Here is a 25,368-nt window from a genome sequence, read left to right on the forward strand (position 1 = left end):
CTCAAGGTAGCGCCGAACTGGCTGACTGTCGAGGCATCCCTGCTTCGACACATGATCCGCACTCGCTCAGAAAAGGACGCGAGTGCGGATGGTGCCAGGGATGTTGCGCAGTTTTTCCAGCGCCAGCTGGCTGGATTTCGCTTCCAGATCAATCACGACATAGCCGATGGTGGCATTGGTTTGCAGGTACTGCGCGGCAATATTGATGCCGTTTTCGGAGAATACCTGGTTGATCTGGCTGAGCACGCCGGGCACATTCTGGTGAATATGTAGCAGGCGGTGCATGTCCGGGTGGGACGGCAGCGAAACTTCGGGGAAATTCACGGCAGAGAGAGTAGAGCCGTTGTCCGAATAGCGCACCAGCTTCTCGGCGACTTCGCCGCCGATGTTTTCCTGGGCTTCCTGGGTGGAGCCGCCCACATGGGGAGTCAGGATCACGTTGTCGAACTCGCGCAGCGGCGAGACGAATTCGTCGTCGTTGGATTTCGGCTCTTCCGGGAACACATCGATGGCTGCGCCCAGCAGGTGGCCATCACGCAGCGCGGCGCTCAGCGCGTCGATATCCACCACTTTGCCGCGTGCAGCGTTGATCAGGTAACTTTTCGGTTTCATGGCGCGAATCTGCGCTTCGCCGATCATCCAGCGGGTGCTGGGGGTGTCGGGGACGTGCAGGCTGACCACGTCGCTCATGGCCAGCAGCTCATCCAGGCTGTGCACCTGGGTGGCGTTGCCCAATGGCAGCTTGGTGACCACATCATAGAAGTACACGCGCATGCCCATGGCTTCGGCGAGCACGCTGGCCTGAGCGCCGATGTTACCGTAGCCGACAATGCCCAGCTTCTTGCCGCGCACTTCAAAGCTGTCCTTGGCGGATTTGAGCCAGCCGCCCCGATGGCAGGCGGCGTTACGGGCCGGCACACCCCGCATCAGCATGATGGCTTCGGCTACCACCAGCTCGGCCACCGAGCGGGTGTTGGAATAAGGCGCATTGAATACCGGGATACCCCGCTTGAGTGCGGCTTCCAGATCGACCTGGTTGGTGCCGATACAGAAGCAGCCGATGGCCATCAGTTTCTCAGCCGAGGCAATAATTTCTTCGGTGAGCTGGGTGCGCGAGCGGATGCCGACAAAGTGCGCATCGCGGATTTTCTCCTGCAACTCGCTGCCCGTGAGGGCGCCGGGCAACAGTTCCACATTGGTGTAGCCGTGCTGCTTGAACGTCGCCACGGCGGATGCGTGGATGCCTTCCAGCAGCAAAATACGGATCTTGTCCTTCTCAAGAGAAGTTCTGGCCATGACGCAGTCCCGGTAACCTGTAAAGAAAGAGGGGCGCGTATGGTAACATGGCGCGCCCCCGGTTCGGCCAGCCCTGGTGGGGAAAAGCGCCTGTGATGGCGGGCGCGCCGACCAATCGTGAAAAACCGGCCGTGCAAGCCGCTATTGTGAGGCGCCATGCCGGTGCAGCAGGCAGCCGTGCTGGCATAACGCACCCTTTATACATCGCGCCCGACCGCGCAAACCCCGGAGAACGAGAGCAGCCATGACCCAGACCGCCGTTGCCGACCTGTTTCGCCCCCTGCTCGGGGAGCAACGTTGCCTGACCGACGCCGACAGTTGCCAACGCTTCGGGGTGGACTGGACGCGCGCCTGGGCGCCGGCGCCGAGTGTCGTGTTGCTGCCGGAAACCATCGATGAGGTGCAGGAAATTGTGCGCCTGGCCAACGAGCACGATATCGCGCTGGTGCCATCCGGCGGCCGCACCGGGCTTTCCGCTGGCGCGGTGGCGGCCCGTGGCGAGGCCGTGGTGGCGTTCGATCGCATGAACAAGGTGCTCGCCTTCGACCCTTATGACCGCGCCGTCACCGTGCAGCCGGGGGTGATAACCCAGCAGTTGCAGGAGTATGCGGAGCAGCAGGGGCTGTTTTATCCGGTGGATTTTGCCTCGGCCGGGTCCAGCCAGATGGGCGGCAATATCGGCACCAATGCCGGCGGCATCAAGGTGATTCGCTACGGCATGACGCGGGACTGGATCACCGGCTTGAAGGTGGTGACCGGCAAGGGCGATCTGCTCGATCTGAACAAGGGGCTGATCAAGAACGCTACCGGCTACGATTTCCGCCATCTGTTTATCGGCTCGGAAGGTACGCTCGGGTTTATCGTCGAGGCGACCGTGAAGCTCACCCGGCAGCCGAAAGACCTCGCCGTGCTGGTGCTGGGCGTGCCGGGCTTCACTGAAGTCATGAAAGTGCTGCATGCGTTTCAGCAGCAGATTGATCTGACCGCCTTCGAGTTTTTCTCCGACAAGGCGATGGCCCATGTGCTCGCGCACGGGGTGCCGCGTCCGTTTGACACGCAAGCGCCGTTTTACTGCCTGCTGGAGTTCGAGCAGCTGTCCGACGCTGCCGGCGAGCAGGCGCTGGCGCTGTTCGAGCACTGTGTGGAGCAGGGCTGGGTGCTTGATGGCGTGATGAGCCAGTCGCTGGCGCAGCTGGAGCAGCTGTGGCAGCTGCGTGAGCGGATTTCCGAGAGCATTGCGCCGCATACGCCGTACAAGAACGATATTTCTGTCACCGTCAGCAAGGTGCCGGCGTTTGTGCAAGAGGTCGACGAGATCGTGCAGCGCGAGTACCCGGATTTCGAGATCGTCTGGTTTGGCCATATCGGCGACGGCAACATGCACCTGAATATCCTCAAGCCGGCCGCGTTGTCGAAGGAAGAATTCTTCGAGCGCTGCAATAATGTGTCGACGTGGGTATTCGAGATCGTGGAAAAATATAACGGCTCGATTTCTGCCGAGCACGGCGTCGGCATGACAAAGAAGCCCTACCTGCAGTATTCCCGTTCACCGGAAGAGATCGGCTACATGCGCGCCATGAAAGCGCTGTTTGACCCCAACGGCGTGATGAACCCCGGCAAGCTGCTGGATTGAAGAAACGGCAAAGAACGAGCGGCTCGATAGCGGGCCGCTCCCCTGGCCAGGCAAGAGATACCCCTGATATGTACGAGCACAAATGGATTGACGGCAGCGCCGTCGAGCTGCCCGTGGGCAAGGTGGTCTGTGTGGGCCGCAACTACGCCGAGCACGCCCGCGAGCTGGGCAATGATGTGCCGGCCGAGCCGCTGTTGTTCATCAAGCCGGCGACCGCGCTGCGTGATCTGAACGCGCCGGTGATGCTGCCGGTGGGGCGCGGCGAGGTGCACCATGAAGTGGAAATTGTGGTGCTGATCGGCACGCCGCTGACGGATGCGACGCCGCAAGCGGCGCAGGCTGCCATCGCCGGTTACGCGGTAGGGCTCGATCTCACGTTGCGTGAGCTGCAAAGCCGCCTGAAGGAGCGTGGTGAGCCGTGGGAAAAGGCGAAGTCGTTCGATGGTGCGGCGCCGGTATCCGGCTTTGTCGATGCCCGTGGTGTTTCGACGAGGCAGAATCTGGCCGTGTCACTGGAAGTGAACAATCAGGTGCGCCAGCACGGGCATAGCGGGCAAATGCTGTTCCCGATCTTTCCGCTGGTAGCGGAGATCAGCCGCCATTTCACGCTATTGCCGGGTGATGTGGTCTATACCGGCACGCCGGCCGGCGTAGCGCCGCTGGTGTCGGGCGATCAGCTGGTGGCAAAGCTCGGCAATTTTCTCGCCTTGCGCACCAGCGTGGCCTGACCACCCGATAAACAGAAACTCAGTAGCGTTCCACACCCTGCGAGGTGGCGATCAGCACCAGATCAGCCGGGCGCAGGGCAAACAGCCCGTTGGTGACGACGCCGGTGATGCTGTTGAGCTGTTCTTCCAGTTTCAGCGGGCGCGACACATCCAGCCTGTGCACATCCAGAATGACATTGCCGTTGTCGGTGACGAAGCCTTCACGGTACTTGGGCTGGCCGCCCAGCGCTGCCAGACGGCGTGCCACGTGCGAGCGCGCCATGGGGATCACTTCCACCGGCAAGGGGAAGCCGCCCAGGCGCTGCACCTTTTTGGATTCATCCACCACGCAGATGAATTTGCGCGCCACGGCGGCAATGATTTTCTCCCGCGTGAGCGCGCCCCCACCGCCCTTGATCATCTCGCGATGGGCGTTTACCTCGTCGGCACCATCGACATAGATCGGCAGCTCATCGACGTTGTTGAGATCAAGCACCGGGATGCCGTGCTCGCGCAGGCGCGCTGCGGTGGCCTCGGAGCTGGCCACCGCGCCACGCAGATCGTCCTTGCGGCTGGCCAGCGCATCAATGAAGTAATTGACGGTGCTGCCAGTGCCGACGCCGATCACCATGCCGGGCTCGATGAAGGCGAGTGCGGCTTCGGCGGCGGCTTTCTTCAGTGCGTTGTGATCCATGAGAGTGTCCGTGGGTGGGCGGAAGGAAAGAAAGCAGATGGCGCAGAGTATAACAAGCTGCCCGCCGGCTGACATCGCCAACGCTGCCGTGGACGCTAGCCCGGCGCAGCCGTACCATTGTCGCTTTCCGCCCGCCCATTGCCGACCCCGAGCCCGAAATGCCCGATCGTTACGTGAAGAAAATCCTCCAGGCCCGCGTTTACGACGTGGCGATAGAAAGCCCACTGGATGAAGCGCCGCTGATCTCTCGCCGCATTGGCAACCGTGTGCTGCTCAAGCGGGAAGATCTCCAGCCGGTTTTTTCTTTCAAGTTGCGCGGGGCGTACAACATGATCTCCCGGCTGACACCGGAGGAGCAGCAGCGCGGCGTGATCTGTGCCTCGGCGGGCAACCATGCGCAGGGCGTGGCGCTGGCGGCCCGTTCCCTCGGCCTGCGTGCGGTGATCGTGATGCCGCGCACCACACCGGATATCAAGGTGCGCTCGGTGCGCGAGCACGGTGGCCGCGTGGTGCTCGCGGGCGACGGCTTTGATGAGGCGCTGGCCCATGCCCGCGAGCTGGAAGAAAAGGAACAGCTCACCTTCGTGCACCCCTACGACGACCCGGACGTGATCGCCGGCCAGGGCACCATCGGGATGGAAATCCTGCACCAGCACAGCGGCCCGCTGCATGCGGTATTCCTGCCGGTGGGTGGCGGCGGGCTGGCGGCGGGGGTGGCGGCCTATATCAAATATGTGCGCCCGGAAACGCGCATTATTGCCGTGGAGCCGGAAGACGCGGCCTGCCTGAAGGTGGCGCTGGAGCGCAAGCGCCGCGTGCAGCTGGCGGAAGTGGGCCTGTTTGCCGATGGCGTGGCAGTGCGCCAGATCGGCAAGGAGACATTCCGGGTGCTGCGCCGCTGCGTGGATGAGGTGATTACCTGCACCACCGATGAAATCTGCGCGGCGATCAAGGACAGCTTCGAGGATACCCGCTCCATCGTCGAGCCGGCTGGCGCGCTGGCGCTGGCAGGGTTGAAGAAATGGGTGCAGGCCAACGAGGCCGAAGGCAAGACGCTGGTGGCGGTGAATAGCGGCGCCAACGTGAATTTTGATCGCCTGCGGCATATCGCCGAGCGCGCCGAGCTGGGTGAGCAGCGCGAGGCCATTCTGGCGGTGACCATCCCGGAGCGGCCGGGCAGCTTCCGGCAGTTTTGCCAGACGCTGGGTCGGCGCGGGATTACCGAGTTCAACTACCGTTACCGTGATGCGTCATCCGCAACGGTGTTTGTCGGTGTGCAGATTCGCCCAGGCACTGATGATCTGGCGACACTGGTTGCGGCACTGGAAGAAAAGGACTATCCGGTGCTGGACATGACGCAGAACGAGATGGCCAAGCTGCATATTCGCTATATGGTCGGCGGACATACGCCCGCCGAAACTGAGCTGGACGAGCTGCTGTATCGGGTGGAATTCCCCGAGCGGCCGGGTGCGCTGCTGAAATTCCTGATGGCACTGGGAGGCCGTTGGAATATCAGCCTGTTCCACTATCGCAATCATGGTGCCGCTTACGGGCGGGTGCTGGTGGGCTTTCAGGTGCCACCGGGCGAGCGCAAGCGGTTCGCGGCAGAGCTGGCAGCGCTGCCTTACCCGATGTTGGAAGAAACCACTAACCCGGCCTATCAGCTGTTCTTGAGCTGATCGTCTGAACAGTATATGGGGGAAAGCTGAGGTAAATCCTCAGCCTGTCACCGTAACCTGTTGACTTTTGATCACGGAGTGTTCATTTTTTGAACTTATTCCGGTTTGGATTGCCCCAAGCCGGTATGGTCACACCTCGTTGCTTTACGTCTTTAGGCTGATGCCATTCTGGTATCAGCCTTTTTGGGTCATACGGCTGGAAGGCCGGTGACATTTCGTCTGTTGGACATTGGCCGTTGCAGAGATCGCAGGATCTGGCGTTGGGGACATCACTGGAAATGAAAAAGAAACCGGATGCTTTGGTAATTCTGGCAATAGTTTTTGGCTTGGGGGTGCTGGTAAGCAGCCTGACATATGGGGGAAGTGAGGCGCGGTTGAATCAGATGGCCGCCAGTGCGAGCGCCAAGACGCTGAATATACAGCGCTGATCAGAAAACGTTCGCCAAACTTTATCAATCTGTAATGACGCAATCCATTGCCTTGTCCCACCTCGCAGTCTCCAGCCGGGAAACCCGCTGGAAGCGGTGGGCAGTGCCTGCCAGCCACGGTTGCTTCGGGCGCCGGGGCAAGTCTGCCAGCGTGCGGTCGTAAAAGCCGCCGCCCATTCCCAGCCGGTTGCCGGCATCATCAAACGCCACCAATGGCATCAGTATCACATCCAGCGCCCAGGCGGCGGCAAGCGGGCCGCGCAAGTGTGGCTCAGGAATACCGAAGCGGTTTTTTGCCAAAGGCTGGCCGGGTTGCCATGGCGCAAAGCGCAGGTGGCCAGGCCGTAGCGGATCAAGCACGGGCAGCAAGAAGACGCAGCGTTTGAAGCCGGCATGTTGCATCAGGCCACGCGGGTCGATCTCGCCATCGGCAGGGAGATAAAGCGCAATACGGCGGGCGCGGCGGATGCGCAGCGTGGCGGCCAGTTTTCTGGTCAGTTGCCGGGCGGCGAGACGCTGGCTGCCGGCGCTCAGGGCGCGGCGACGTTGGCGCATGGCGCGCCGCAACTGGTTGCGCCGGGTGCGGCTTTCGGCAGGCAGTGGGCTGCTGAAGTCAGGCACAGGAAATCCCGTGACAGAAAATGAATGGGTGCTCCCCGATTGTGCCGCTGCTATGGCGTAGCCCTTGAACCCTGCGGTTCAAGGTGGAGGCGTCAGGCGATTCTTCAGGCTTCCCGCCGCAGCGGACTTGCACACAGATGCGCCATCTTCGCCCCCGGGGTTTAAAGCATCGGCTCAGGGACATTGCCTCGCTGGCGAGCACACCAGGGAACACCGGGTTCATTGTAGCAGCTTAGTGGGGGGAGCGACGAGGGCAGGTGCAAGGCTGTCGGAAAAAGGCACACCAGTATCAGTCGCGAGGATCCCGCAGGCGCTGGTGGGCGCTGATCTCGGCATCCATTTTTTGCAGCAGCTGCGCGAGGCGGTCGCTGTTGTTGGCGCGGTTGTCCAGAGCGGAGTTGCTTTGCAGCAACTCATGGGCAAGGTTCAGCGCCGCCATCACGGCGATGCGCTCCAGCCCGACGACATTGGCTTCGCGCACTTCGCGCATGCGATCATCCAGAAAGCGCGCGGCACGAATCAGGTTGTCGCGCTCGCCGGGCGGGCAGGCGACGCGATATTCCTTGTCCAGCAGGTGTACGACTACCGAAGCGCTGTCGCTCATGATTCCTGCTCCAGGGATTTCAGGCGGCTGATGATCGCTTCGACCTTGGCTTTGGCCACATCATTCTTTTTCAATAACTGCGCACGCTCTTCCATCAGCTTCAGCTCACGAGCATGCAGCGTCTGGTTCTCTTCGCGCAACCGGGCGCTCAAGGCGATCAGCTGCTCGATGCGGGCTTCCAGTTGCCGTAATTGTTCGTCCGATTTCATGGCTTGATGCACACTGGTGCGTGTTCACATTATTTTCATCGGCGGCGTGTGCCGTCGGCGATACCGCTGATGCGGGAGCTGGGGTGCGCCGGCTCTGCAACGGCGCAGCGGCGGCTTGCGCCGCGTTGCGCGTTGTTCATTCGGGTCAGGCAAACTACACTCCTCGCGCCTTGTTGACGGTTTGCTGGCTGCCTGTGCGTGCCAGACCGTTGCGTTGGCCCTGGCTGATGGCCGGGCACCGGGAGGCGTCAACAGGCTCTGAAACCCGCTTGTACTATAGAGAGCGGCCCATTGGGGGTCAACGCGCCACCGATTCACGGCTCTGTGCCCATTGCTGGAATGATATCCATGCCCAGAACAACCGCAGAATTTTTTGAACCTCTTGCAGACGAGCTTGCCAGTGCCGGCGTGCGCCATGGCCCGGCGGAGCTGCACGGGGTGATCTGCGGGCTGCTGAGTACCGGGCTGGGCAGCGTTGATGCAGAGCTGCTTGGTATGCTGGCGGCGCATACCGAGCTGGCTGGCCAGTGGTCGGCGGATGCTTCAACGGCATTGCTCGCCGTGCGCGATCTGGCGCAAGAGGCTTACACCGGCGACGATCTGGAACTGGTGCTGTTGTTGCCCGACGATGAGGAAGAGCTGGGTAGCCGGGTGGCGGCGCTGGGCCAGTGGTGCGAGGGTTTTCTGGTGGGCTTTGGCACCGGCAGCGCCGGAAAGCGCGATGCCGATTTGCCGCCGGGCTTGCAGGAAGCGCTATCGGATATTGCCGCGATCAGCCAGATCGCTCTGCCGGAGGATGGCAGCGAAGAGGAAGAGCAGATGTTCGAGCAGGTGGCCGAGCACGCCCGCATGGCGGCGATGATGGTATTCACCGAGCTGGCGCTGGCGGCCCGGCCGGATGCCCCCCCGCCCGCCGGGCCCGTGGTCAAGCACTGAGAACAGGAGCAGGCATGTCGATTTCACGTCAGGAGTTTGCTCGCCGTCGCCGCGCGTTGATGGCCGAGATGGAAGAAAACAGCATTGCCATTTTGCCCGCTGCACCGGAGCGCACCCGCAATCGCGATGTGGAGCATCCGTATCGGCAGGATAGCGATTTCTGGTATCTCTCGGGCTTCCCTGAGCCGGAGGCGGTGATGGCGCTGATCCCCGGCCGTGAGCATGGCGAGTTCGTGCTGTTTTGCCGGGAGCGGGATCGGGCCATGGAAATCTGGAACGGCTACCGCGCCGGGCCGGAAGGCGCGGTGGAAAAATTCGGCGCCGATGATGCCTTCCCGATCAATGATATCGACGAGATTCTGCCGGGGCTGATCGAGGGCCGCGACCGGGTCTATTACGACATGGGCCGCGACCCGGAATTTGATCGCCAGGTGATGAGCTGGGTTAACAGCATTCGTGCACGCGTGCGCACCGGCGCGCACCCGCCCGGCGAGTTTCTCGCGCTGACGCACGTGCTGCACGACCTGCGGCTATATAAAAGCGCAGGCGAACTGAAAGTCATGCGCCGTGCTGGTGAAATTGCCGCCGCTGCCCATGTGCGGGCGATGCGCGCCGTGCGGCCGGGCATGTTCGAGTATCAGCTTGAGGCGGAATACCTGCACGAATTCATGCAGCACGGTGCGCGCTCGCCGGCGTATCCCTCCATCGTCGGCGGCGGTGCCAACGGCTGCATCCTGCATTACATCGACAACAGCGAAAAGCTGCGCGACGGTGATCTGGTGCTGGTGGATGCCGGCTGCGAATACCACAGTTACGCCAGCGACATCACGCGCACGTTTCCCGTCAATGGCCGCTTCAGCCGCGAGCAGCAGGCGCTGTATGAAGTGGTGCTGGCGGCGCAGTACGCTGCCATCGAGGCCGTGCGCCCCGGCAACCACTGGAACGCATTTCATGAAGCGTCGGTGCAGGTGCTCACGCAAGGGCTGGTGGATCTCGGCCTGCTCAAGGGTGGCGTGGCCGAGCTGATCGAAACAGAAGCCTACCGGCCTTTTTACATGCACCGCACCGGCCACTGGCTGGGGCTGGATGTGCACGACGTGGGCGATTACAAGGTCGATGATCAATGGCGCGTGCTGGAGCCGGGCATGGTGCTCACGGTGGAGCCGGGGCTGTATGTGGCGCCGGACGATACCAGCGTTGATGCCCGCTGGCGCGGCATTGGCATTCGCATCGAAGATGATCTGGCCGTCACCCGCGATGGCCATGAAATCCTGACCGGCGATGTGCCCAAGGAAGTCGCCGATATTCACGCCCTGATGAGCAAGGCGGGTGATGCTGCATGAGCGATCCCCAGCGCTGCCCGGTGGTGATCGTCGGTGGCGGCATGGCCGGGCTGGCGCTGGCGCTGCTGCTGCGCCATCACGGCCAGCCGCAGGTCACGCTGATCGAGGCGGCGCCGCTTGATGGGCCGGGTGATCCCTTGACGCCCAGCTTCGACGCACGCAGCACGGCGCTTTCAGCCGGCAGCCTCACGATTTTCGACACATTGGGAATTGGCGCTGCGCTGCGACAGCAAGCGGCGCCTATTGCCACCGTGGATGTATCACGCCGCAGCCGGCTGGGGCACACCCGCATGAGCGCTGCCGAAGAAGGGCTGCCGATGCTCGGCGCCGTGGTGGAAAACCGCTGGCTGGGGCGCGTGCTGCTGGATGCCGCCGCTGCTGACCAGGGCATCCGCGTGCTGGCGCCCATGCAGACACAGGGCGTGCGGCGGCTGGCGGACGGTTACGCGGTGCTGTTGCCGGAGGCCACCCTGCACTGCGATTTGCTGATCGCCGCCGATGGCGCGCATTCGCGCACCCGCGAGGCGCTGGGCATCAGCGCCCGCCACCACGATCTGGGCCACGATGCACTGATCGCCAACGTGGAGCTGGGCGTGGATCATCACGGCATCGCCTGGGAGCGTTTTCTCGATGACGGCCCGCTGGCGCTGTTGCCGCTGCCGGGGAGGCGCATGGCGCTGATCTGGACCGGGCCACGAGCGCGCATGGCGGAATTGAATGCGCTGAGCGATGACGCCTTGCTGGCCGCCCTGCAAGATGCCATCGGGCCTGATCGGCTGCATCCGTTCACTCGCTTGGGCACCCGGCACTGTTACCCGCTGGTGCTGACGCAAGCCAGCGCGCAGGTGGTGCCGTATGCAGTGGTGGTCGGCAACGCAGCTCACACGCTGCACCCGGTGGCCGGGCAAGGCTTCAATCTGACGCTGCGCGATCTGGCGGCGCTGGCGGAGTGTGTTGGCGCAAGTGAACAGCCCGGCGCGCTGGCTACGCTATCGCAATATGTGGCTGGCCGTGCTGCCGATCAGGCGCTGGTCGGCCATGCCTCACGCTGGCTGCCGGAGCTGTTTCGGGTGCGTTTCGGGCCGTTCGCGCATAGCCGCCAGCTTGGCCTTGCGGCGCTGGATTTATGGCCTGGCCTGCGCAGCGCCTTTGCAGCCAGAGCAATGGGGTTGGCACATGGCAACTGAATCTGTGGATCTGGTGATCATCGGTGGTGGCATGGCCGGCGGGTTGCTGGCGGCAATACTGGCTGGCGGGCCGCTGCGGGTGCAGCTGGTGGATGCCGCACCGGTGCCACAGATGCCGCAAGGGCTGGCGCGGCCGCGGGTTTCCGCGCTCACGGAAGCCAGCCAGCGGATGCTGGTACGCACGGGCGCCTGGGCAAAACTGCCACCGGAGCGCGTGCAATCTTACACACGTATGCAGGTGTGGGATGGCGATGGCACAGGCGAAGTGGTGTTCGATGCCGTCGAGGCGGGAGTGCCCTCTTTAGGCTGGATTGTCGAGAACGATGCCGTGGTAGCGGCGCTGCATCAGGCGCTCGCCACGGCCACCAACGTCCGCTGGCATTGCGACGCGCGGGTGACCCGGTTGCAGCGCAGCGCGGCGGGCTGGCAAATCGCGTTGGCGGATGGCCGCGAGCTGGCTGCGCCGATGCTGGTGGGCGCCGACGGCGCCCGCTCCAGTGTGCGCGAAAATGCCGGGATTCCGGGCACCCTGCGCCCCACCGGGCATCTTGCGATTGTCGGCACCGTGGCCATGGAGCGCCCTCACGGGCGGTGCGCCCGGCAACGCTTTATGGATACCGGCCCGCTGGCTCTGCTGCCGTTGGGCGGCGATCGTCATCACTGTTCACTGGTGTGGTCGTGCCTGCCCGCCGAAGCCGAGCGGCTGATGGCGTTGGAAGGCGACGCGTTTGACGTGGCATTGACGCAGGCGAGCCAGGGCTGCTGCGGGGCGCTGCGGCTGCTCGGAAAACGCGGGCTGTTTCCGATCAACGAGCTGCACGCCAGCGAATACGTGAGTGACGGCGTGGCGCTGATTGGCGATGCCGCGCATGTGGTGCACCCGCTGGCCGGGCAGGGCATCAATATGGGCATGCTTGATGCGGCGGTGCTGGCGGAAGAATTCGAGCGTGCCAGCACACGCGGGCTGCCGTTTTATCACCAGTCGGCGCTGGCGCGTTATCAACGCCGCCGCCGTGGCCATAACGCACTGATGTTGAACGTGCTGCATGGTTTCAAGGTGTTGTTCGAGCAGCCTTCGCTGGAGGTGCGGCTGATGCGCAATCTGGGCATGAACCTGTTCAACCGCGCCGCGCCGGTGAAGCGAATGCTGACCCGTCACGCGCTCGGCCGCAGCGGTGATCTGCCGGCTCTGGCTCGGCGGAACTGAGCTCCGGCAAGGGTTTGCCGGCGAGACTGATTATTATTTCTTCCTTGCATCAACTGCGCACTGGCAGGATAATGCGAATCATTCTTGACTGTGTCCGGTTCGTAAATCCCCCCGCAGGAGATCATCTTGATGAATTCATGGCTGAAAAATGGGCTGCTGGCAGGCGTTGTCGCCGTGCTGGCCGCGTGCGGCTCCCCGGAGTCGGAAGACACCCGCGAAGTCGTCGTTTATACCTCCCGTGGGGATCATCTGGTAAAGCCTGTATTTGACGCCTACACCGCTGAAACAGGCGTGCAGGTGCGTTACATCACGGATAACGATGCTGCGCTGCTGACCCGCCTTGAGGCCGAGGGCAGCAACAGCCCGGCCGATCTGCTGATCACGGTAGATGCCGGCAACCTCTGGCAAGCAGCCGAGCGCGGGCTGTTGCAGTCTGTCGATAACGACACGCTGGAGCGCAACGTACCAGCGCACCTGCGGGATCCGCAGGGGCGCTGGTATGGGTTGTCGGTGCGTGCGCGCACCATCGTCTATTCCACCGAGCGTGTGTCGCCGGACGAGCTATCCACTTATGAGGCACTGGCAGATGAGCAATGGCGTGATCGCCTGTGCCTGCGCACCTCGAAAAAGGTCTATAACCAGTCTCTTGTGGCGACCATGATCGAACGCCTGGGCGAGCCTGAGGCAGAACGTGTGGTGCGCGGCTGGATCGATAACCTGGCCACTGACGTGTTCGCGAATGATAACGCGGTGATGGAGGCTATCGCCGCCGGCCAGTGCGACGTGGGCATTATCAATACCTACTATTTCGGCCGCATGTTGCGTGACAAGCCGGAGATGCCGATCAAGCTGTTCTGGGCCAACCAGGGTGCGGGTGAGAGCGGTATGCATGTGAATATTTCCGGCGCGGGTATTACCGCCCATGCTCCACGGCGTGACGAAGCGGAAGCGCTGCTGGTGTGGATGACGCAGGAGCAATCCCAGAAGCTGCTGGCCGACGGCAATATGGAATTTCCGGTGAACCCGGAGGTGGCGCCGGCTGAGGCTGTGGCTGCCTGGGGCAGCTTCCGTGCCGATGACCTGAACGTGGAAGTTGCTGGCCGCCGTCAGGCAGAGGCGGTGAAGCTGATGGATCGGGCCGGCTATCGGTAATAGCTGACGCTGGCAAGCCGACAACGGGCGCCCCGGCCAGCCGGTGGCGCCCGTTGTCGTGCGGCCGGTGCGACGAACTGCGAAACAGATTGGCAAAGCCGAGGGTGCAGAACCGGGCGTGCAAACACGAGCAAGCCAACGGCCAGGTGGGGGCGGTGTGAACGTTAACAATCGCGTGTTTTGTGGCAAATCCAGCTCGGCGAATGGCGAGGTCAGCGCATCGACGCGCTTTCATTGCTATCAGGACGCGGATCGGATCTGGGCGGATTATGCCGGTGGCGAGATAACAAGCGGGCACCTGCAAGGGAAAATGTTGTCCGATGGCAGCCTTGAGTTTGTCTGTCACCACCAGGACATCCACGGCGAGTTGATGGCGGGTAAATGCCGCTCAACGCTCCATCAGAACCCGGATGGAGCGCTGGTTCTGAAAGAAAACCGGCAATGGTTCACGGGCGACCAGACCACAGGAACATCAGAGCTTGAAGAAGTTGTTGAACCCTGACAAACACCAGCGCATTCGCTCCCTGCACTCGTTGGGCCTGCCACAAGCTGCTCCTTTGCGTGGTGCCCGATGAGCCTTGCTCCCTCCTCTGAGCTTGCCGGGAAAACCTGCTAGTGGCCTCGCTCGCGCTCAGCCGCCCACGCCTGTTACGCCGGCCGGATGTGCCGGTGCTGGCGGTGCTCGCGCTGGCGGTTATGGTGTTGATGCCGATTCTGGTGTTGGCGCTGTCGTGGCTGGGTGATGAGTCGGCGGTGTGGCGGCATCTGGCCGATACCGTGCTGGCTGATCTGGTGTTCAATACGATCTTGCTGGTCGTTGGCGTGACGGTGGGTGTGCTGGTGCTGGGCATCAGCCTGGCCTGGATGGTATCTGCGCTGGATTTTCCCGGCCGGGGCTTCTTCGACTGGGCGCTGTTTCTGCCGCTGGCAGTGCCGGCCTATGTGATCGCTTTTGTGTCCCTGGATCTGCTGGATTATGCCGGGCCAGTGCAGCGCACCCTGCGCGATCTGATCCCGGCGTTCGCTGGCGGCAGCGTGCGCCGCCCCTGGTTGGTCATCGTCACGCTGTCACTGGTGTTCTATCCGTACGTTTACATGCTGGCGCGAACTGCCTTCATGGCACAGGGGCGCGCGCTGATGGAGCAGGCGCGCATTCTCGGCCTGGGGCCGTATGCTGCGTTCTGGCGGGTGGCGCTGCCGATGGCGCGCCCGGCGATTGCGGCGGGGCTGGCGCTGGCCTTGATGGAAACGCTGGCGGATTTTGGTGCTGTGGCGGTGTTCAATTACGACACCTTCACCACCGCGATCTACAAGAGCTGGTATGGCCTGTTCAATCGCAACGCAGCGGCGCAGCTGGCCTCGCTGTTGCTGGTGTTTGTGTTGCTGGTGCTGGCGCTGGAGCGCTTCGGGCGCGGGCGGGCGCGCTTCGAGCAGGGCGGGCGGCAGGTGCATCGGGTGCGGCCACGAGGTATCGCCCCCTGGTTGCTGACGCTGTTTGCCGGCACGGTATTTTTTCTCGCCTTCGCGTTGCCGGTAGGCCGGCTGATCTATTGGGTAGCCGATAGCGCCTGGCGCGATCTGGACGCACGCTACGTCGGCTTGATCTGGCGCACCTTGCTGCTGGGCCTGGGGGCTGCCTTCGTCACGGTGATGCTGGCGTTGTTGCTGGGCTATGTGCGGCGCACGCGCCGTCATCGTCTGTTGCACATCGCCATTCGCGGCGCCACTTCCGGCTATGCATTGCCGGGATCGGTGCTGGCGGTGGGTATCGTGCTGAGTTTTGCCGCCATTGATCGGCTGCTGACGCAGTATTTCGGCACCGGGCAAGTGCTGATGGGTGGTTTGCTGGCGTTGCAAATGGCCTATGTGGTGCGCTTTCTGGCGGTAGCGTTCGGCCCGGTGGAAACCGCTTTTGAACGGGTGCGCCCCAAGCTGATCGATGCAGCGCGCACACTGGGGGCCAGCCCGGCCGAAACGGTGCGTCGGGTTTATCTGCCGCTGCTGACGCCCGGCGTGCTCACCGCACTACTGCTGGTGCTGATCGACGTGATGAAAGAAATGCCCGCCACCTTGCTGCTGCGGCCGTTCGGCTGGGATACGCTCTCGGTGCGCATTTATGAAATGACGGCCGAGGGTGAATGGGCGCGTGCCGCATTGCCTTCGCTCAGCTTGGTGCTGGCCGGCTTATTGCCGGTTTATTTATTGATGCGGCGTACGCGCGTGTACTGAGTCGCCATTTTACAGATTCTTACATCGGCATTACATCCCGGCTACCTTATTTAACAAACCCCCGCAGACCCACTGCCTCGCCTCTGTCACGCTCGCATTTCTTCACGCGCCGGGTGTGTTTTCCGGCGCGTCGGGGTGGTTCCGGTTACCTCTCGTAACCGTTTAATAACAATTAACTCAGGAGCAGTTCGCATGTCTGCGATACCTCGTTATGGCCGCGCGGCCATCTGCCTGGGTGGGTTGCTGTTCAGCGTTGCCACAGCCCACGCCAATATGGGAAATCTCGCTTCAACTTACGGTGTGCTGCAAGCGGACATCGCCTCGGCGCAGGCACTTTCGTTATTCAATTCACAGGTGTCGGCCACCTATTACAACCCCGCCTATCTGGCGCGTGATCCGCGTGGCGAGCTGACCGCCGGGTTGTTCCATGCCGACCACGAGCTGCGCGTCAGCAGCCGTGGCGGGCCTGATCCGATCGTCCGCACTGGCGGCGATGTGCTGGAAGATGAGCCGTCGCAGCAAGTGCTGATCGGCATGAAGACCAACCTGACTTCGTTGACGCGCTACGACCGGCCGCTGTACCTCGGCCTGATGGTGGGCATCGAGCGTTATGGCAAGGAGATGCTGGCGTTCAATTCTCGCACGTCCCAGGAAGGCCAGTTTCTGAATTATGGCCGGCAGCCACTGTTTCTGAATATCGGTGGCGCAACAAAACTCTGGCGGGGCATTGATGTGGGGCTGGCCGCACGCATCACCTTGCATGCATCCGCCGATTTGCAGGCGCGCAGCAACCTTGCCGGCGACACCACTCGCGAATCGCTTTCGGTGGAAGCGAAACCGGTCTTCCGGCCGATCTTCGGCCTGAATGTAAACTGGGGCGAGACGCTTGCCCCGGACAGCGACAGCTGGCTGCACGGCCTTGAGACGGCGTTTTCCTACCGGGGTTATTCCAACACCCATACCCGGGTGCAAGCCAACGCAGTCATCCCCGGCACGATCCCGTCGCCGGGGCTGGATATTGCCATCAAGACACTGGATTCGTTCCAGCCGGAAATCATTGCCGCCGGTGTGCAGTATCAGTTCGAGCGGATGCGCGTCGGTTTTACTGGCGAGCTGCAACGCTGGTCACGGCTGGAAGATGAATTCGAGCGCGACACCATCAGGAATCAGGCCAACCTTTCCTTCCGCGATATTTTCATCCCACGCCTGGGCGCCGAGTTTCAGCTGAACGATATTTTCTCCGTGACGACCGGGGTGGCGTACGAAAAATCGGCCCTGAAAAGCGACCGCTCTCTGGACGTGAACTATCTGGACAACGACCGCCTGGTGTTCGGCCTGGGCCTCAGCGCGGAGTTTGCGCAGGCGCCGGTATTTTCCTATCCGGTGCGGCTGGATCTCGGCTATCAATATCACCACTTGCGGGATCGCAGTTTTGAGCTGATGTCCAGCGATCCGGATGTCACCGTCAATCCTTACGAGACCGTCTCTGCCGATGGCGAGGTGCATGTGTTCAGCGGCTCCATCACGCTGAAATTCTGACGGCAAAGACGAGGAGTGCATCATGAAAATACTCAGCACAGGCTGGGTCATGCTGTTGGCGGCGGTTGTCCTGACAAGCGCCTGCGGCGGCGGCAGCTCCCAGCGTACCAGCACTGCCAACCGGGAACATGCCCGGCTGGAATACAGCTACCCCTATGACACCCAGCAAGAGGTATCCGTGCGTGCGCCGGTGGCGCTGCGCTTTTCGCACCCGTTGACCGATACCGCGCCAGAGGCGGCTGTCCAGTGGCAGAGCGACGATGGCGAGCCGGTGTTGTTCAGCAGTGAGCAGGTCGATGGTGGCCGCGGCTTGCTGCTTACGCCCCAGGCGCCGTTGCAGCCCGGCACCGGCTACCGCTTGACAATGGATACCGTGGCCACCACTCAGGGCCCGGCAAGGGTGCCGCAAGACGGTATCCGTTTTCGCACTCGCGCCGCGATTGCGGGCGGCCGCGAAGCGACCGGCACCGGCGACACTTTCGAGCTGAAGCGGATGATTCCCGACGGCGATACCTTGCCGGTGATGGATTTTTCCAGTTTCCGTTTGCAATTTTCACAACCGCTCGCCCGCGACAGTATTCGTTATGGCGATACCGTCTCGGTGGTGGATGAGCAGGGCGCGCTGGTGCCGATGATCGTGCTGGTGAAAGGGCCGTACCTGACCCTTGATCCCGGCGACGATCTCACGCCCGGTGAGCGCTACACTTTTTCGCTGGGCTCGCAGGTGCGCAGCATCTGGGGTGAGCCGCTTGCGAGCGCCGAGTTCTCTCATGTGGCACAGGATTCTGCACCGCGTGAAATCATGGTGCAGCGAGCGGCGGATTCCGGGCAGGGCAGCATCGTATCGCCTTTGACTGGCGCACCAATCAACGCCGTGCCCATCAATGCGCTGTTGCTAGGCGAGCGTTCAAGCTCACAACAGCAGGGCGATATTCATGCGGAGCTGGCGTTTGTGCCGGATTACCCTGACGTGACCCCGCTGCGGGTGCCGCGCGGTAGCTTGCTGCGTGGCTCGTCGGTTGCGGTGGAGATCGCCGGTGAAGTGCCGGCCGGCTTCGAGACGGGGGAGATTTCTGTGCGCTTTGTTTCGGATGCGGCCGGTTTTCTGTTGCCGAATCCTTACACCCAGGCTGAGGATTCGCCGCGCCATGTGCATCTGCTGATGGATGTGGCGATGACAGCGGAAAATACCACCGCCAATGGCGCACTGAGCCAGGACCTGCTGCATGTCGAACTGGCGGGCACGGCCATCGTCGAGGACGGTGTGCTGGTCATCAATGCTATCGGCATTGTCGAGCCGGAAGTGCTTGGGCTGGAGCAGGCATGGGGTGTGTTGTCGTTCCGGCTGGAGGCCTACGCGGATCAGGAGCAGGCGCCCGCCCCGGAGACAGATAGCGAGCCGCCGGTGTTGCAGTCCTGGTCGCCGGGTGAAAATGTGCTGCAAGCCAGTGTCGGTGATCCGGTCATCCTGAATTTCAGCGAAGCGCTCGATCCCGACAGCCTTGCAGATGCCATTGAAGTGCACGCCGATGGTGTGCCGGTGGATGATCTGGATTGGTATCTTGATGGCGCCTCGGTGGTGCTGCGGCCTGATGGCGGGTTGGCGTATGGCACAGCGTATGAGATTCATATCAGCGACGGCATTACCGATCTGGCGGGTAATCCGCTGGCGCCGGAGACGTTGAGTTTTACCACAGCAACTTATGTCGGTAGCGGAGATCGGGCACCGTTTGCGATCACGGCGTACCCCGGTTTTCCCTGTGCGGTGGCGCCCGGCAGCCAGGATCTGGCCGGTAATATTCAGGGCAGCTGTCTGAGCAAGGACGGCACTGGCGGTGATGTATTGCCGGTGACGGCCTTGCCGGCGAACCGCGCCATCCGCGTGCGTTTTTCCCAGGCGATGGCAGCCGACAGCATTGTGCTGGGCGAGAGCTGCAATACTGGTACTTTCCGTGTGGAGCGTGTGAACGCAACGGGTGAGTGCGAAGCAGTGGTGGCGGGTGATCTGCAACGCTCCGCACGCGAGTTGCGCTTTGAACCCGCCAGCCCCTGGCAGCCGGGCGTGCTGTATCGGTATGTGCTCGCATCGGATAGCGCGCCGCAATGCGGGCAGAACGCAATCTGCGCGACCTTCGGCGCACCACTGCAAACAGCGATGCTGCGGGAGAATGCAGAACTGGCCGGTGGCCCGCCCATGGCCATCCATTTTCGCGGGGCGCCACCCACCGAGCAGGTGCTGCAACCGTTGAGCAACTTGCCCGCCGCCGACGTGAACGCCAATTTTCGGCTGGAGGCGGGTGAGCAGGGCGCGGTGGAATCGCCACCGGGCAGCGGCGTGTATCCGACCCCGGCAAACGCCACGCAGATTCTCGAAAATGGCGGTGGCGGCCTGGTGGGCAAGGTGAACGTCGGTTGCGGCTTCAGCGGGATCGAACAGTCCCTGCGTAGTTGCCCCGGCGAGAAATTCATTTATCTCACCGGCGGCCTGGATGTGGATATTGTCGGCTGGGACGAGCAGGAAGGTGCAGTGAAAGTGGCCGTCTATCCGACGCTGCTTATGGCCTCTTCGCTATCGGTGCACGCCACTATCCTGCTGGTGCCGCAGGAAATTCCCACCGGCCCGCAGGTGATGCGGCTGCGCTACGAGGCGGATGACAACGGCCAGCGCACGCAGCCGATTACCGGCTGGATCCGGGATAGCGGTGCCGGCCCGGTATTCGAGGCCACGCTGGATCTGTTCCTGGATGCGCCTTATCTGCACCCACCGCTTTCGTTACCGCATAATTTGCACAACTATGCGTTGGACGGCGTGCAGGTTTCCGGCCCGATCAGCTTCCTGAGCGATGGCAGAATGCAGATCGAGCAGGTGAGCCTCGGAGCGTTGCCTATCAATGTCAGCATCGCCTCCGGCGCCGCCGCTGTGCGGCTGCTGATCCCCGAGGGGGGTATAAATCTGACCTACATCAGCGCGCCGGTAAAACAGTAAAGCGCGTGTAACCTGCGGCCTTCTTCTCGAACGTCGAGAGGGAGGCCGTTACATTTCTGCCAGCAAACCTGCCGACAGACGGCGGTGTCATACCAACGGCGCAGCCGCTCGCCCCGAATTTAATCCGAGTCTCTTACAAATCGTTGCAGGGTCTTACACGAAAGCGACAGGGGTTAAATATCTGCCGCTGAATACACGCAATCAGCGTGTCAGTCTCCCTGAACCGCCCCGGCTTTCGGCACCGTTGTGCCACTGGCCATGGCGCCGCGGGGCGGGGCTGATAATAACGACAAAGGAGAGATTCCGATGCCCGCTACAATATCCTTCCCTCATGCGTTGCTGCGGCGCGTTGCCCGCCCGCTAACTCTGCTCGGCTGCGTCAGCTTGCTGGGTGTGGCTGCGCCGGTTGTTGCCAATATGGGTAACACCGCGACAACCTACGGCATCCTGCCGATGGATATCGCCTCGGCACAGGCGCTGTCGATGTTCAACACGCAGGTATCTGCGACCTACTACAACCCGGCCTATCTCGCTCGGGATTCCCGTGGCGAACTGACTGGCGGGCTGTTTCATGCGGAGCACGAGTTGCGTGTGAAAAGCCGTGGTGGTGCCAATCCGCCGACACGAAGCGGTGATGTGCTGAGCGACACGCCTTCACAACAGGTGCTGATCGGCATGAAAACCGATTTGTCATCACTGACAAAATTCGACAAGCCCATGTACCTTGGTTTCATGGCCGGCGTGGAAAAGTATGGCGAGGAAATGCTGGCCTTTACATCGGAGACTTCTGAAGAAGGGCAGTTCTTCAACTATGGCCGTCAGCCGCTGTTTCTCAATGTGGGTGGCGGCATGAACTTGTGGCGGGGCATTGACGTGGGTGCGTCGTTGCGCGTCACGCTGCACGCCGATGCGACCATGCGCACGCGCTCGAACCTGGCCGGCGATACCAGCCAGGAAAGCCTGAATGTGAAGGCCAAGCCGGTGATGCGGCCGATCATCGGAATCAACGTGCGGTGGGGCGATACGTTTTGCGATCAGTCGCCCTGCTGGATGGATGCCATTGAAACGGCGCTGGTGTACAAGGGCTATTCCAATAGCCGCACCAAGGTCAGCGCCAATGCGGTCATCCCCGGTACTATTGCACCACCTGGCCTTGATCTGGCCATTCAGACGCTGGATTCCTTCCAGCCCGAAATCATCACCGCCGGCCTGCTTTATCACTGGGGCAAAGCGCGCATCGGCCTGACGGCAGAGTGGCAGCGCTGGTCGCGCCTGGAAGAGGAATTCGAGCGCGATACCTTGAAGGATCAGGCGATGATGAGCTTCAAGGACATCGTTATTCCGCGGGTCGGTGTGGAATATCAGGTAAATGATCTGTTCTCCATCACCACCGGCGTAGCGTTTGAGAAATCACCGCTGGAAGGGCGCGAATCGCTGGATGTGAATTACTTCGATAACGACCGTTATGTGATCGGCCTCGGTGGCAGCCTGGAAATTAAGAACCCGCCGATTCTCGCGCACCCGATGCGGCTGGATTTCGGCTATCAGTATCATCATTTACGTGAACGCAGTTTCAATCTCTCACACAGCACGGCGCCAACCAATCCCTATGAAACCGTGAACACCGACGGCGAGGTTCATGTGTTCGCCGGCTCGGTGACAATGAAGTTCTGAGGAGGGTGAGACCATGACAAGGATTCAGCGTTATCTCCCCTGGCTCGTGGCCGGGCTGGTGCTCGCCGGTTGCGGTGGCGGCGACAGCCAGCGGGTTACTTTCCCCGAGCAGCACCCTGGTGGCGAAATATTTTTCAGTTACCCGGATGCCGGGCAGACCGGAGTTTCGATCCATGCGCCGCTGATCGTGCGTGCATCCAGGCCCATCGTCAACGCAGAAAACCTGACGCAAGACCAGCTACGCTTGCGTGCAGGCGATACCACCGTGCCGGTGACGGTATCGGTCGTTGCCGAAGGCCAGAGCCTGGTTATCCGGCCGCAGCAGCCATTGGCGTTCGGCACCGATTACCGCCTCGAAATAACCGGGCTGGAGGGCGAGAAAGGCCCGATTGTGCTGCCGGGTGACAGCCTCCCCTTCACCACGCGGCTTGCCAGCAAGGGGCCGAAGAGCGAGCGCATTGCCAGCGATAATTTTGTGGTGACGCGGATGTTCCCGGATGGCGAGGAGTTTCCGCTGCTGGATTTCTCCAGCGTGCGGTTTCAGTTCAGCCAGCCGATTGATACCCGCACTGTGGAATATGGCAGCAGCGTGGCACTGGAAGACGGTGACGGCGAACTGGTCGAGGCCACGGTGCTGGCAAAGGGTACTTTTCTGACCATTGATCCGCTCAGTGATTTGTCCGCAGAGGAGACATACACCTTGCGGCTGTCGCCTGCGCTGACCAGCGAATACGAAGTTGCCTTGCAGGCGCCATTCGATGGCAGCCACAGCTACAGCTTCACGCCGCTTGCAACCACACCGCGAGAAACAATGGTGCTGTACGCGCCTGCCAGTGGCGCAGCCTCGCAGCTGACCGGCGAGACCGTCAACCTGGTGCCGGTGGTGTCGACGTTGCTGGGCGATAACACGCAATCGCAGCAGCAGGGCGATGTGTATTCCGAACTGGCCTTTGTGCCAAATTTTCCCGAGGCCACGCCGATGCGGATTCCTCGCGGCAGTATGCTGGCCGGGGATGCGCTGGAGGTGAACATCGGCGGCGAGGTGCCGGCGGGTTTCGATTCCGGTGATGTAGTGGTGCATTTCATCAGCGATGCCACTGGCTATCTGTTGCCGGCGCCTTACAGCACGTCCGAAGACGCGCCACGGCAACTGCGTGTGTTCATGGATGTCGCCATCACCACCGGCTCTGCGCAGGCCAACGCGGCGTTCAATCAGGATGTGTTGCATCTGGAGCTGATCGGGCAGGCGATTGTCGAGGACGGCATTCTGGTGGCCGATGCGCTGACGGTGGTGGAGAGCGAAGTGCTTGGCCTGGAGACGGCGTTCGGCACGCTGAGTTTTCGGATGGAAGCGTACCGCGACCAGCAGAATGCGCCGTCCATGGCGGAGGATACGCGCGCGCCGCAGCTGCAATCCTGGTTGCCCGGTGGCGGTGATTTTCCGGATAACGTCAGCAAGCAGCGGCCGGGTGATCCGATCCTGCTGCACTTTGATGAGCCGCTGCATCCCGGCAGCCTCGACGGCGCACTGCGTGTCACGGAAAATGGCGCCACGGCACCGTTCGAGCACTATTTTGATGGCGTGACGCTGGTCATCAACACGCCGCTGGCGTATGGCGCGCAGTACCAGATCGAACTGGGTGACGGAATTACCGATCTGTCCGGTAACCCGCTGCCGACGCAAACACTGTCCTTCACCATGCCTCACTATCAGGACGTGGGTCCGATCGCGCCATTACCGCTGATCACCTACCCCGGTTTTCCCTGTGTCACTACCGGCCGGGATCTGGCCAACGGCAGCGCCGGTTATTGTCTGGGCGGCATGGCAACCGATGACCGGCTGCCACTGCCGCGTATGCCTGCCGGGCGTGATATCGAGGTGCGCTTTTCGCAGCTGATGGATCTGGACAGCATTGTGTTGGGGCAGAGCCTGCGCATCGAGCGGGTGGATGTGAACGGCACCTTTCTTGGCGAGGTATCCGGCAAGCTGATGCTGCGTGATCGGCTGCTGCGTTTTACCCCGGATGAGCCGTGGGAAGATGGCGTGCTGTATCGCTACGTGCTCGCCTCCAATGGCGACGGCCGCAGCAGTGCCTGCACCCCGGGCGCCATGATCTGCTCTGCCGACGGCCTGCCATTGCAGACCCGCACCCTGGCGCAGACGCCGGCCGAGGCGCCCGCCATCGACGGCGGCGGCCCCGATCTGGAAATCTATTTCCGCGGTGCGCCGCCCACCCACTGGGTATTCCAGTCGCTGGTGAACCTGCCCACGGCCGACGTGAACGGCAATGCGGTACGTGACCCGGGCGAGGAAAACGCCGTGGACAACGCGGAGCTTGAGGCCAACAGCGCGCGCATCGAAGTGCTTGGCACAGGCGGCGCGGTGACGGCGGCCGAGATCGGCTGCCTGGTTGGTGAAGATTGCCCGAGAGAAAAATATCTTTACCTGACCGGCGCGCTCAATGGCGATGTGGTGGGTTATCTCAGCCCCGATCAGATCGATGCGCTGATCGGCCTGGACGATCCGCTGTTGCCACCGGAAGTGGTCAGCGGCGGCGGGGTACTGGTGTATCTGTATCCCACCGCAATCCGCACCAGCGAAGCGGTGGTCTATGCCGACGCCTCCATCGGTGAGGCATCGCCTGCCAGCACCGGCCCGCAGACCATGCGCATGCGCCCCACCTGTGATGCGCGGGGTGCCGCAGCGGCCCCCAATCCGCCGAACTCCAGCCCGATCCAGCCATGCGGCCCGGACGATCTGGGCCTGGTGCCCGGCTGGATTGTCGAAGGCAGTGATGGCCCCGAGTTTGTCACGCGGCTGAACCTCTACCTGGATTCGCCAGCGCTGGAGCCGAAGGTGCACCTGATTCCCGGCGCGCTGGCCGATCTGCTGGATACGGTCATTGGCACAGTGATCGGCGCCATTACCGATCTGCTGGGGCTGGGCACGCCGCCGCCGGTGAATGAAGTCATTGCAGTGCCGCTGGCGCACAACCAGCGCAGCTTCGGCTTCGATCTGGCGCTGCGTGGCCCGCTGACCTTCCATGACGACGGGCGCATGGAAATCAAGCAGCTCAACCTGACGGATGTGCCGTTGAATGTGCAGCTCAATGTACTGGGTCTGCTTGATGCGGAGGTGAGCCTGTTGATTCCGGCCGGCGGCACCAACCTCAACTACATCTCCATGCCCGCCAAAATGTGACCGCTGCGCCCGGCTTCGTGCCGGGCCTTTCTCCCTTTTTAC

At 62.2% G+C, this 25,368-nt stretch carries 19 protein-coding genes and 1 other RNA gene; 14 read left to right on the forward strand and 6 right to left on the reverse strand.

What is annotated here, in order from left to right; all coding sequences use genetic code 11:
• Positions 1-66: 66 nt before the first annotated feature.
• Positions 67-1,296 (reverse strand): phosphoglycerate dehydrogenase, encoded by a 1,230-nt coding sequence (gene serA, locus MU846_RS04985; protein ID WP_246949306.1) that lies wholly within the window; start codon positions 1,294-1,296, stop codon positions 67-69.
• A gap of 244 nt (positions 1,297-1,540) precedes the next feature.
• Here serA and MU846_RS04990 point away from each other — a divergent pair, with 244 nt between their 5' ends.
• Together MU846_RS04990 and MU846_RS04995 are read left to right on the forward strand one after the other, a co-directional pair.
• On the forward strand, positions 1,541-2,929 hold the full coding sequence (locus tag MU846_RS04990; RefSeq protein ID WP_246949310.1) for a D-2-hydroxyglutarate dehydrogenase: 1,389 nt from the start codon (positions 1,541-1,543) through the stop codon (positions 2,927-2,929).
• 68 nt (positions 2,930-2,997) lie between these two features.
• On the forward strand, positions 2,998-3,657 hold the full coding sequence (locus MU846_RS04995; RefSeq protein ID WP_246949335.1) for a fumarylacetoacetate hydrolase family protein: 660 nt from the start codon (positions 2,998-3,000) through the stop codon (positions 3,655-3,657).
• A gap of 19 nt (positions 3,658-3,676) precedes the next feature.
• Here the strand turns inward: MU846_RS04995 and rpiA are convergent, their stop codons facing one another.
• Positions 3,677-4,330: a ribose-5-phosphate isomerase RpiA gene (gene rpiA, locus MU846_RS05000; RefSeq protein WP_246949338.1), complete on the reverse strand. Its 654-nt coding sequence runs from the start codon at positions 4,328-4,330 to the stop codon at positions 3,677-3,679.
• A 158-nt stretch (positions 4,331-4,488) separates the two neighbouring features.
• Here rpiA and ilvA point away from each other — a divergent pair, with 158 nt between their 5' ends.
• Entirely contained in the window at positions 4,489-6,009 is a 1,521-nt protein-coding gene (ilvA, locus tag MU846_RS05005) for a threonine ammonia-lyase, biosynthetic (RefSeq protein ID WP_246949349.1), read from the forward strand.
• 452 nt (positions 6,010-6,461) lie between these two features.
• Here ilvA and MU846_RS05010 read toward each other — a convergent pair whose 3' ends face one another.
• From MU846_RS05010 to MU846_RS05025, 4 genes are all read right to left on the reverse strand, one after another.
• Positions 6,462-7,058, reverse strand: coding sequence for a 5-formyltetrahydrofolate cyclo-ligase (locus MU846_RS05010; protein ID WP_246949353.1), 597 nt, complete (start codon positions 7,056-7,058; stop codon positions 6,462-6,464).
• Positions 7,059-7,086: 28 nt separating this feature from the next.
• Positions 7,087-7,271: non-coding RNA, 6S RNA (gene ssrS, locus MU846_RS05015), on the reverse strand.
• A 76-nt stretch (positions 7,272-7,347) separates the two neighbouring features.
• Positions 7,348-7,662 (reverse strand): cell division protein ZapA, encoded by a 315-nt coding sequence (locus tag MU846_RS05020; protein WP_246949356.1) that lies wholly within the window; start codon positions 7,660-7,662, stop codon positions 7,348-7,350.
• Positions 7,659-7,871 (reverse strand): TIGR02449 family protein, encoded by a 213-nt coding sequence (locus MU846_RS05025; protein ID WP_246949359.1) that lies wholly within the window; start codon positions 7,869-7,871, stop codon positions 7,659-7,661. Before MU846_RS05025 ends, MU846_RS05020 begins: the two co-directional genes overlap by 4 nt.
• 348 nt (positions 7,872-8,219) lie before the next feature.
• Between MU846_RS05025 and MU846_RS05030 the strand changes: the two genes are divergently transcribed.
• The 11 genes from MU846_RS05030 (at position 8,220) to MU846_RS05080 (ending at position 25,326) form a co-directional block, all read left to right on the forward strand.
• Positions 8,220-8,807 (forward strand): UPF0149 family protein, encoded by a 588-nt coding sequence (locus tag MU846_RS05030; protein WP_246949362.1) that lies wholly within the window; start codon positions 8,220-8,222, stop codon positions 8,805-8,807.
• Positions 8,808-8,821: 14 nt separating this feature from the next.
• Positions 8,822-10,150 carry a Xaa-Pro aminopeptidase gene (pepP, locus tag MU846_RS05035; RefSeq protein ID WP_246949365.1) on the forward strand — a complete coding sequence of 443 codons (1,329 nt, stop codon included), beginning with the start codon at positions 8,822-8,824 and terminating at the stop codon, positions 10,148-10,150.
• The gene (locus MU846_RS05040) at positions 10,147-11,337 is read left to right on the forward strand and encodes an FAD-dependent monooxygenase (protein ID WP_246949377.1); all 1,191 of its coding nucleotides are present in this window, start codon (positions 10,147-10,149) and stop codon (positions 11,335-11,337) included. The genes pepP and MU846_RS05040 overlap by 4 nt, the downstream gene beginning before the upstream one ends.
• Positions 11,327-12,544, forward strand: a complete 1,218-nt coding sequence (locus MU846_RS05045) for a UbiH/UbiF/VisC/COQ6 family ubiquinone biosynthesis hydroxylase (protein ID WP_246949380.1) — start codon at positions 11,327-11,329, stop codon at positions 12,542-12,544. Before MU846_RS05040 ends, MU846_RS05045 begins: the two co-directional genes overlap by 11 nt.
• Positions 12,545-12,673: 129 nt before the next feature.
• Entirely contained in the window at positions 12,674-13,696 is a 1,023-nt protein-coding gene (locus MU846_RS05050) for an extracellular solute-binding protein (RefSeq protein WP_246950202.1), read from the forward strand.
• Between the two features lie 157 nt (positions 13,697-13,853).
• Positions 13,854-14,198: an avidin-fold protein gene (locus tag MU846_RS05055; RefSeq protein ID WP_246949383.1), complete on the forward strand. Its 345-nt coding sequence runs from the start codon at positions 13,854-13,856 to the stop codon at positions 14,196-14,198.
• Between the two features lie 113 nt (positions 14,199-14,311).
• Complete coding sequence (locus MU846_RS05060) at positions 14,312-15,925, forward strand: ABC transporter permease (protein ID WP_246949387.1); 1,614 nt, start codon at positions 14,312-14,314, stop codon at positions 15,923-15,925.
• 192 nt (positions 15,926-16,117) lie between these two features.
• Entirely contained in the window at positions 16,118-17,464 is a 1,347-nt protein-coding gene (locus tag MU846_RS05065) for an OmpP1/FadL family transporter (protein ID WP_246949396.1), read from the forward strand.
• A 22-nt stretch (positions 17,465-17,486) separates the two neighbouring features.
• Entirely contained in the window at positions 17,487-20,450 is a 2,964-nt protein-coding gene (locus tag MU846_RS05070; protein WP_246949398.1) for an Ig-like domain-containing domain, read from the forward strand.
• Between the two features lie 306 nt (positions 20,451-20,756).
• On the forward strand, positions 20,757-22,124 hold the full coding sequence (locus MU846_RS05075; RefSeq protein WP_246949416.1) for an outer membrane protein transport protein: 1,368 nt from the start codon (positions 20,757-20,759) through the stop codon (positions 22,122-22,124).
• 13 nt (positions 22,125-22,137) lie between these two features.
• Positions 22,138-25,326, forward strand: a complete 3,189-nt coding sequence (locus tag MU846_RS05080; protein WP_246949444.1) for an Ig-like domain-containing domain — start codon at positions 22,138-22,140, stop codon at positions 25,324-25,326.
• The last annotated feature ends 42 nt before the right edge of the window (positions 25,327-25,368 follow it).

Origin of the sequence: Alcanivorax quisquiliarum (assembly GCF_023051175.1) — a bacterium.
Lineage (GTDB): Bacteria > Pseudomonadota > Gammaproteobacteria > Pseudomonadales > Alcanivoracaceae > Isoalcanivorax > Isoalcanivorax quisquiliarum.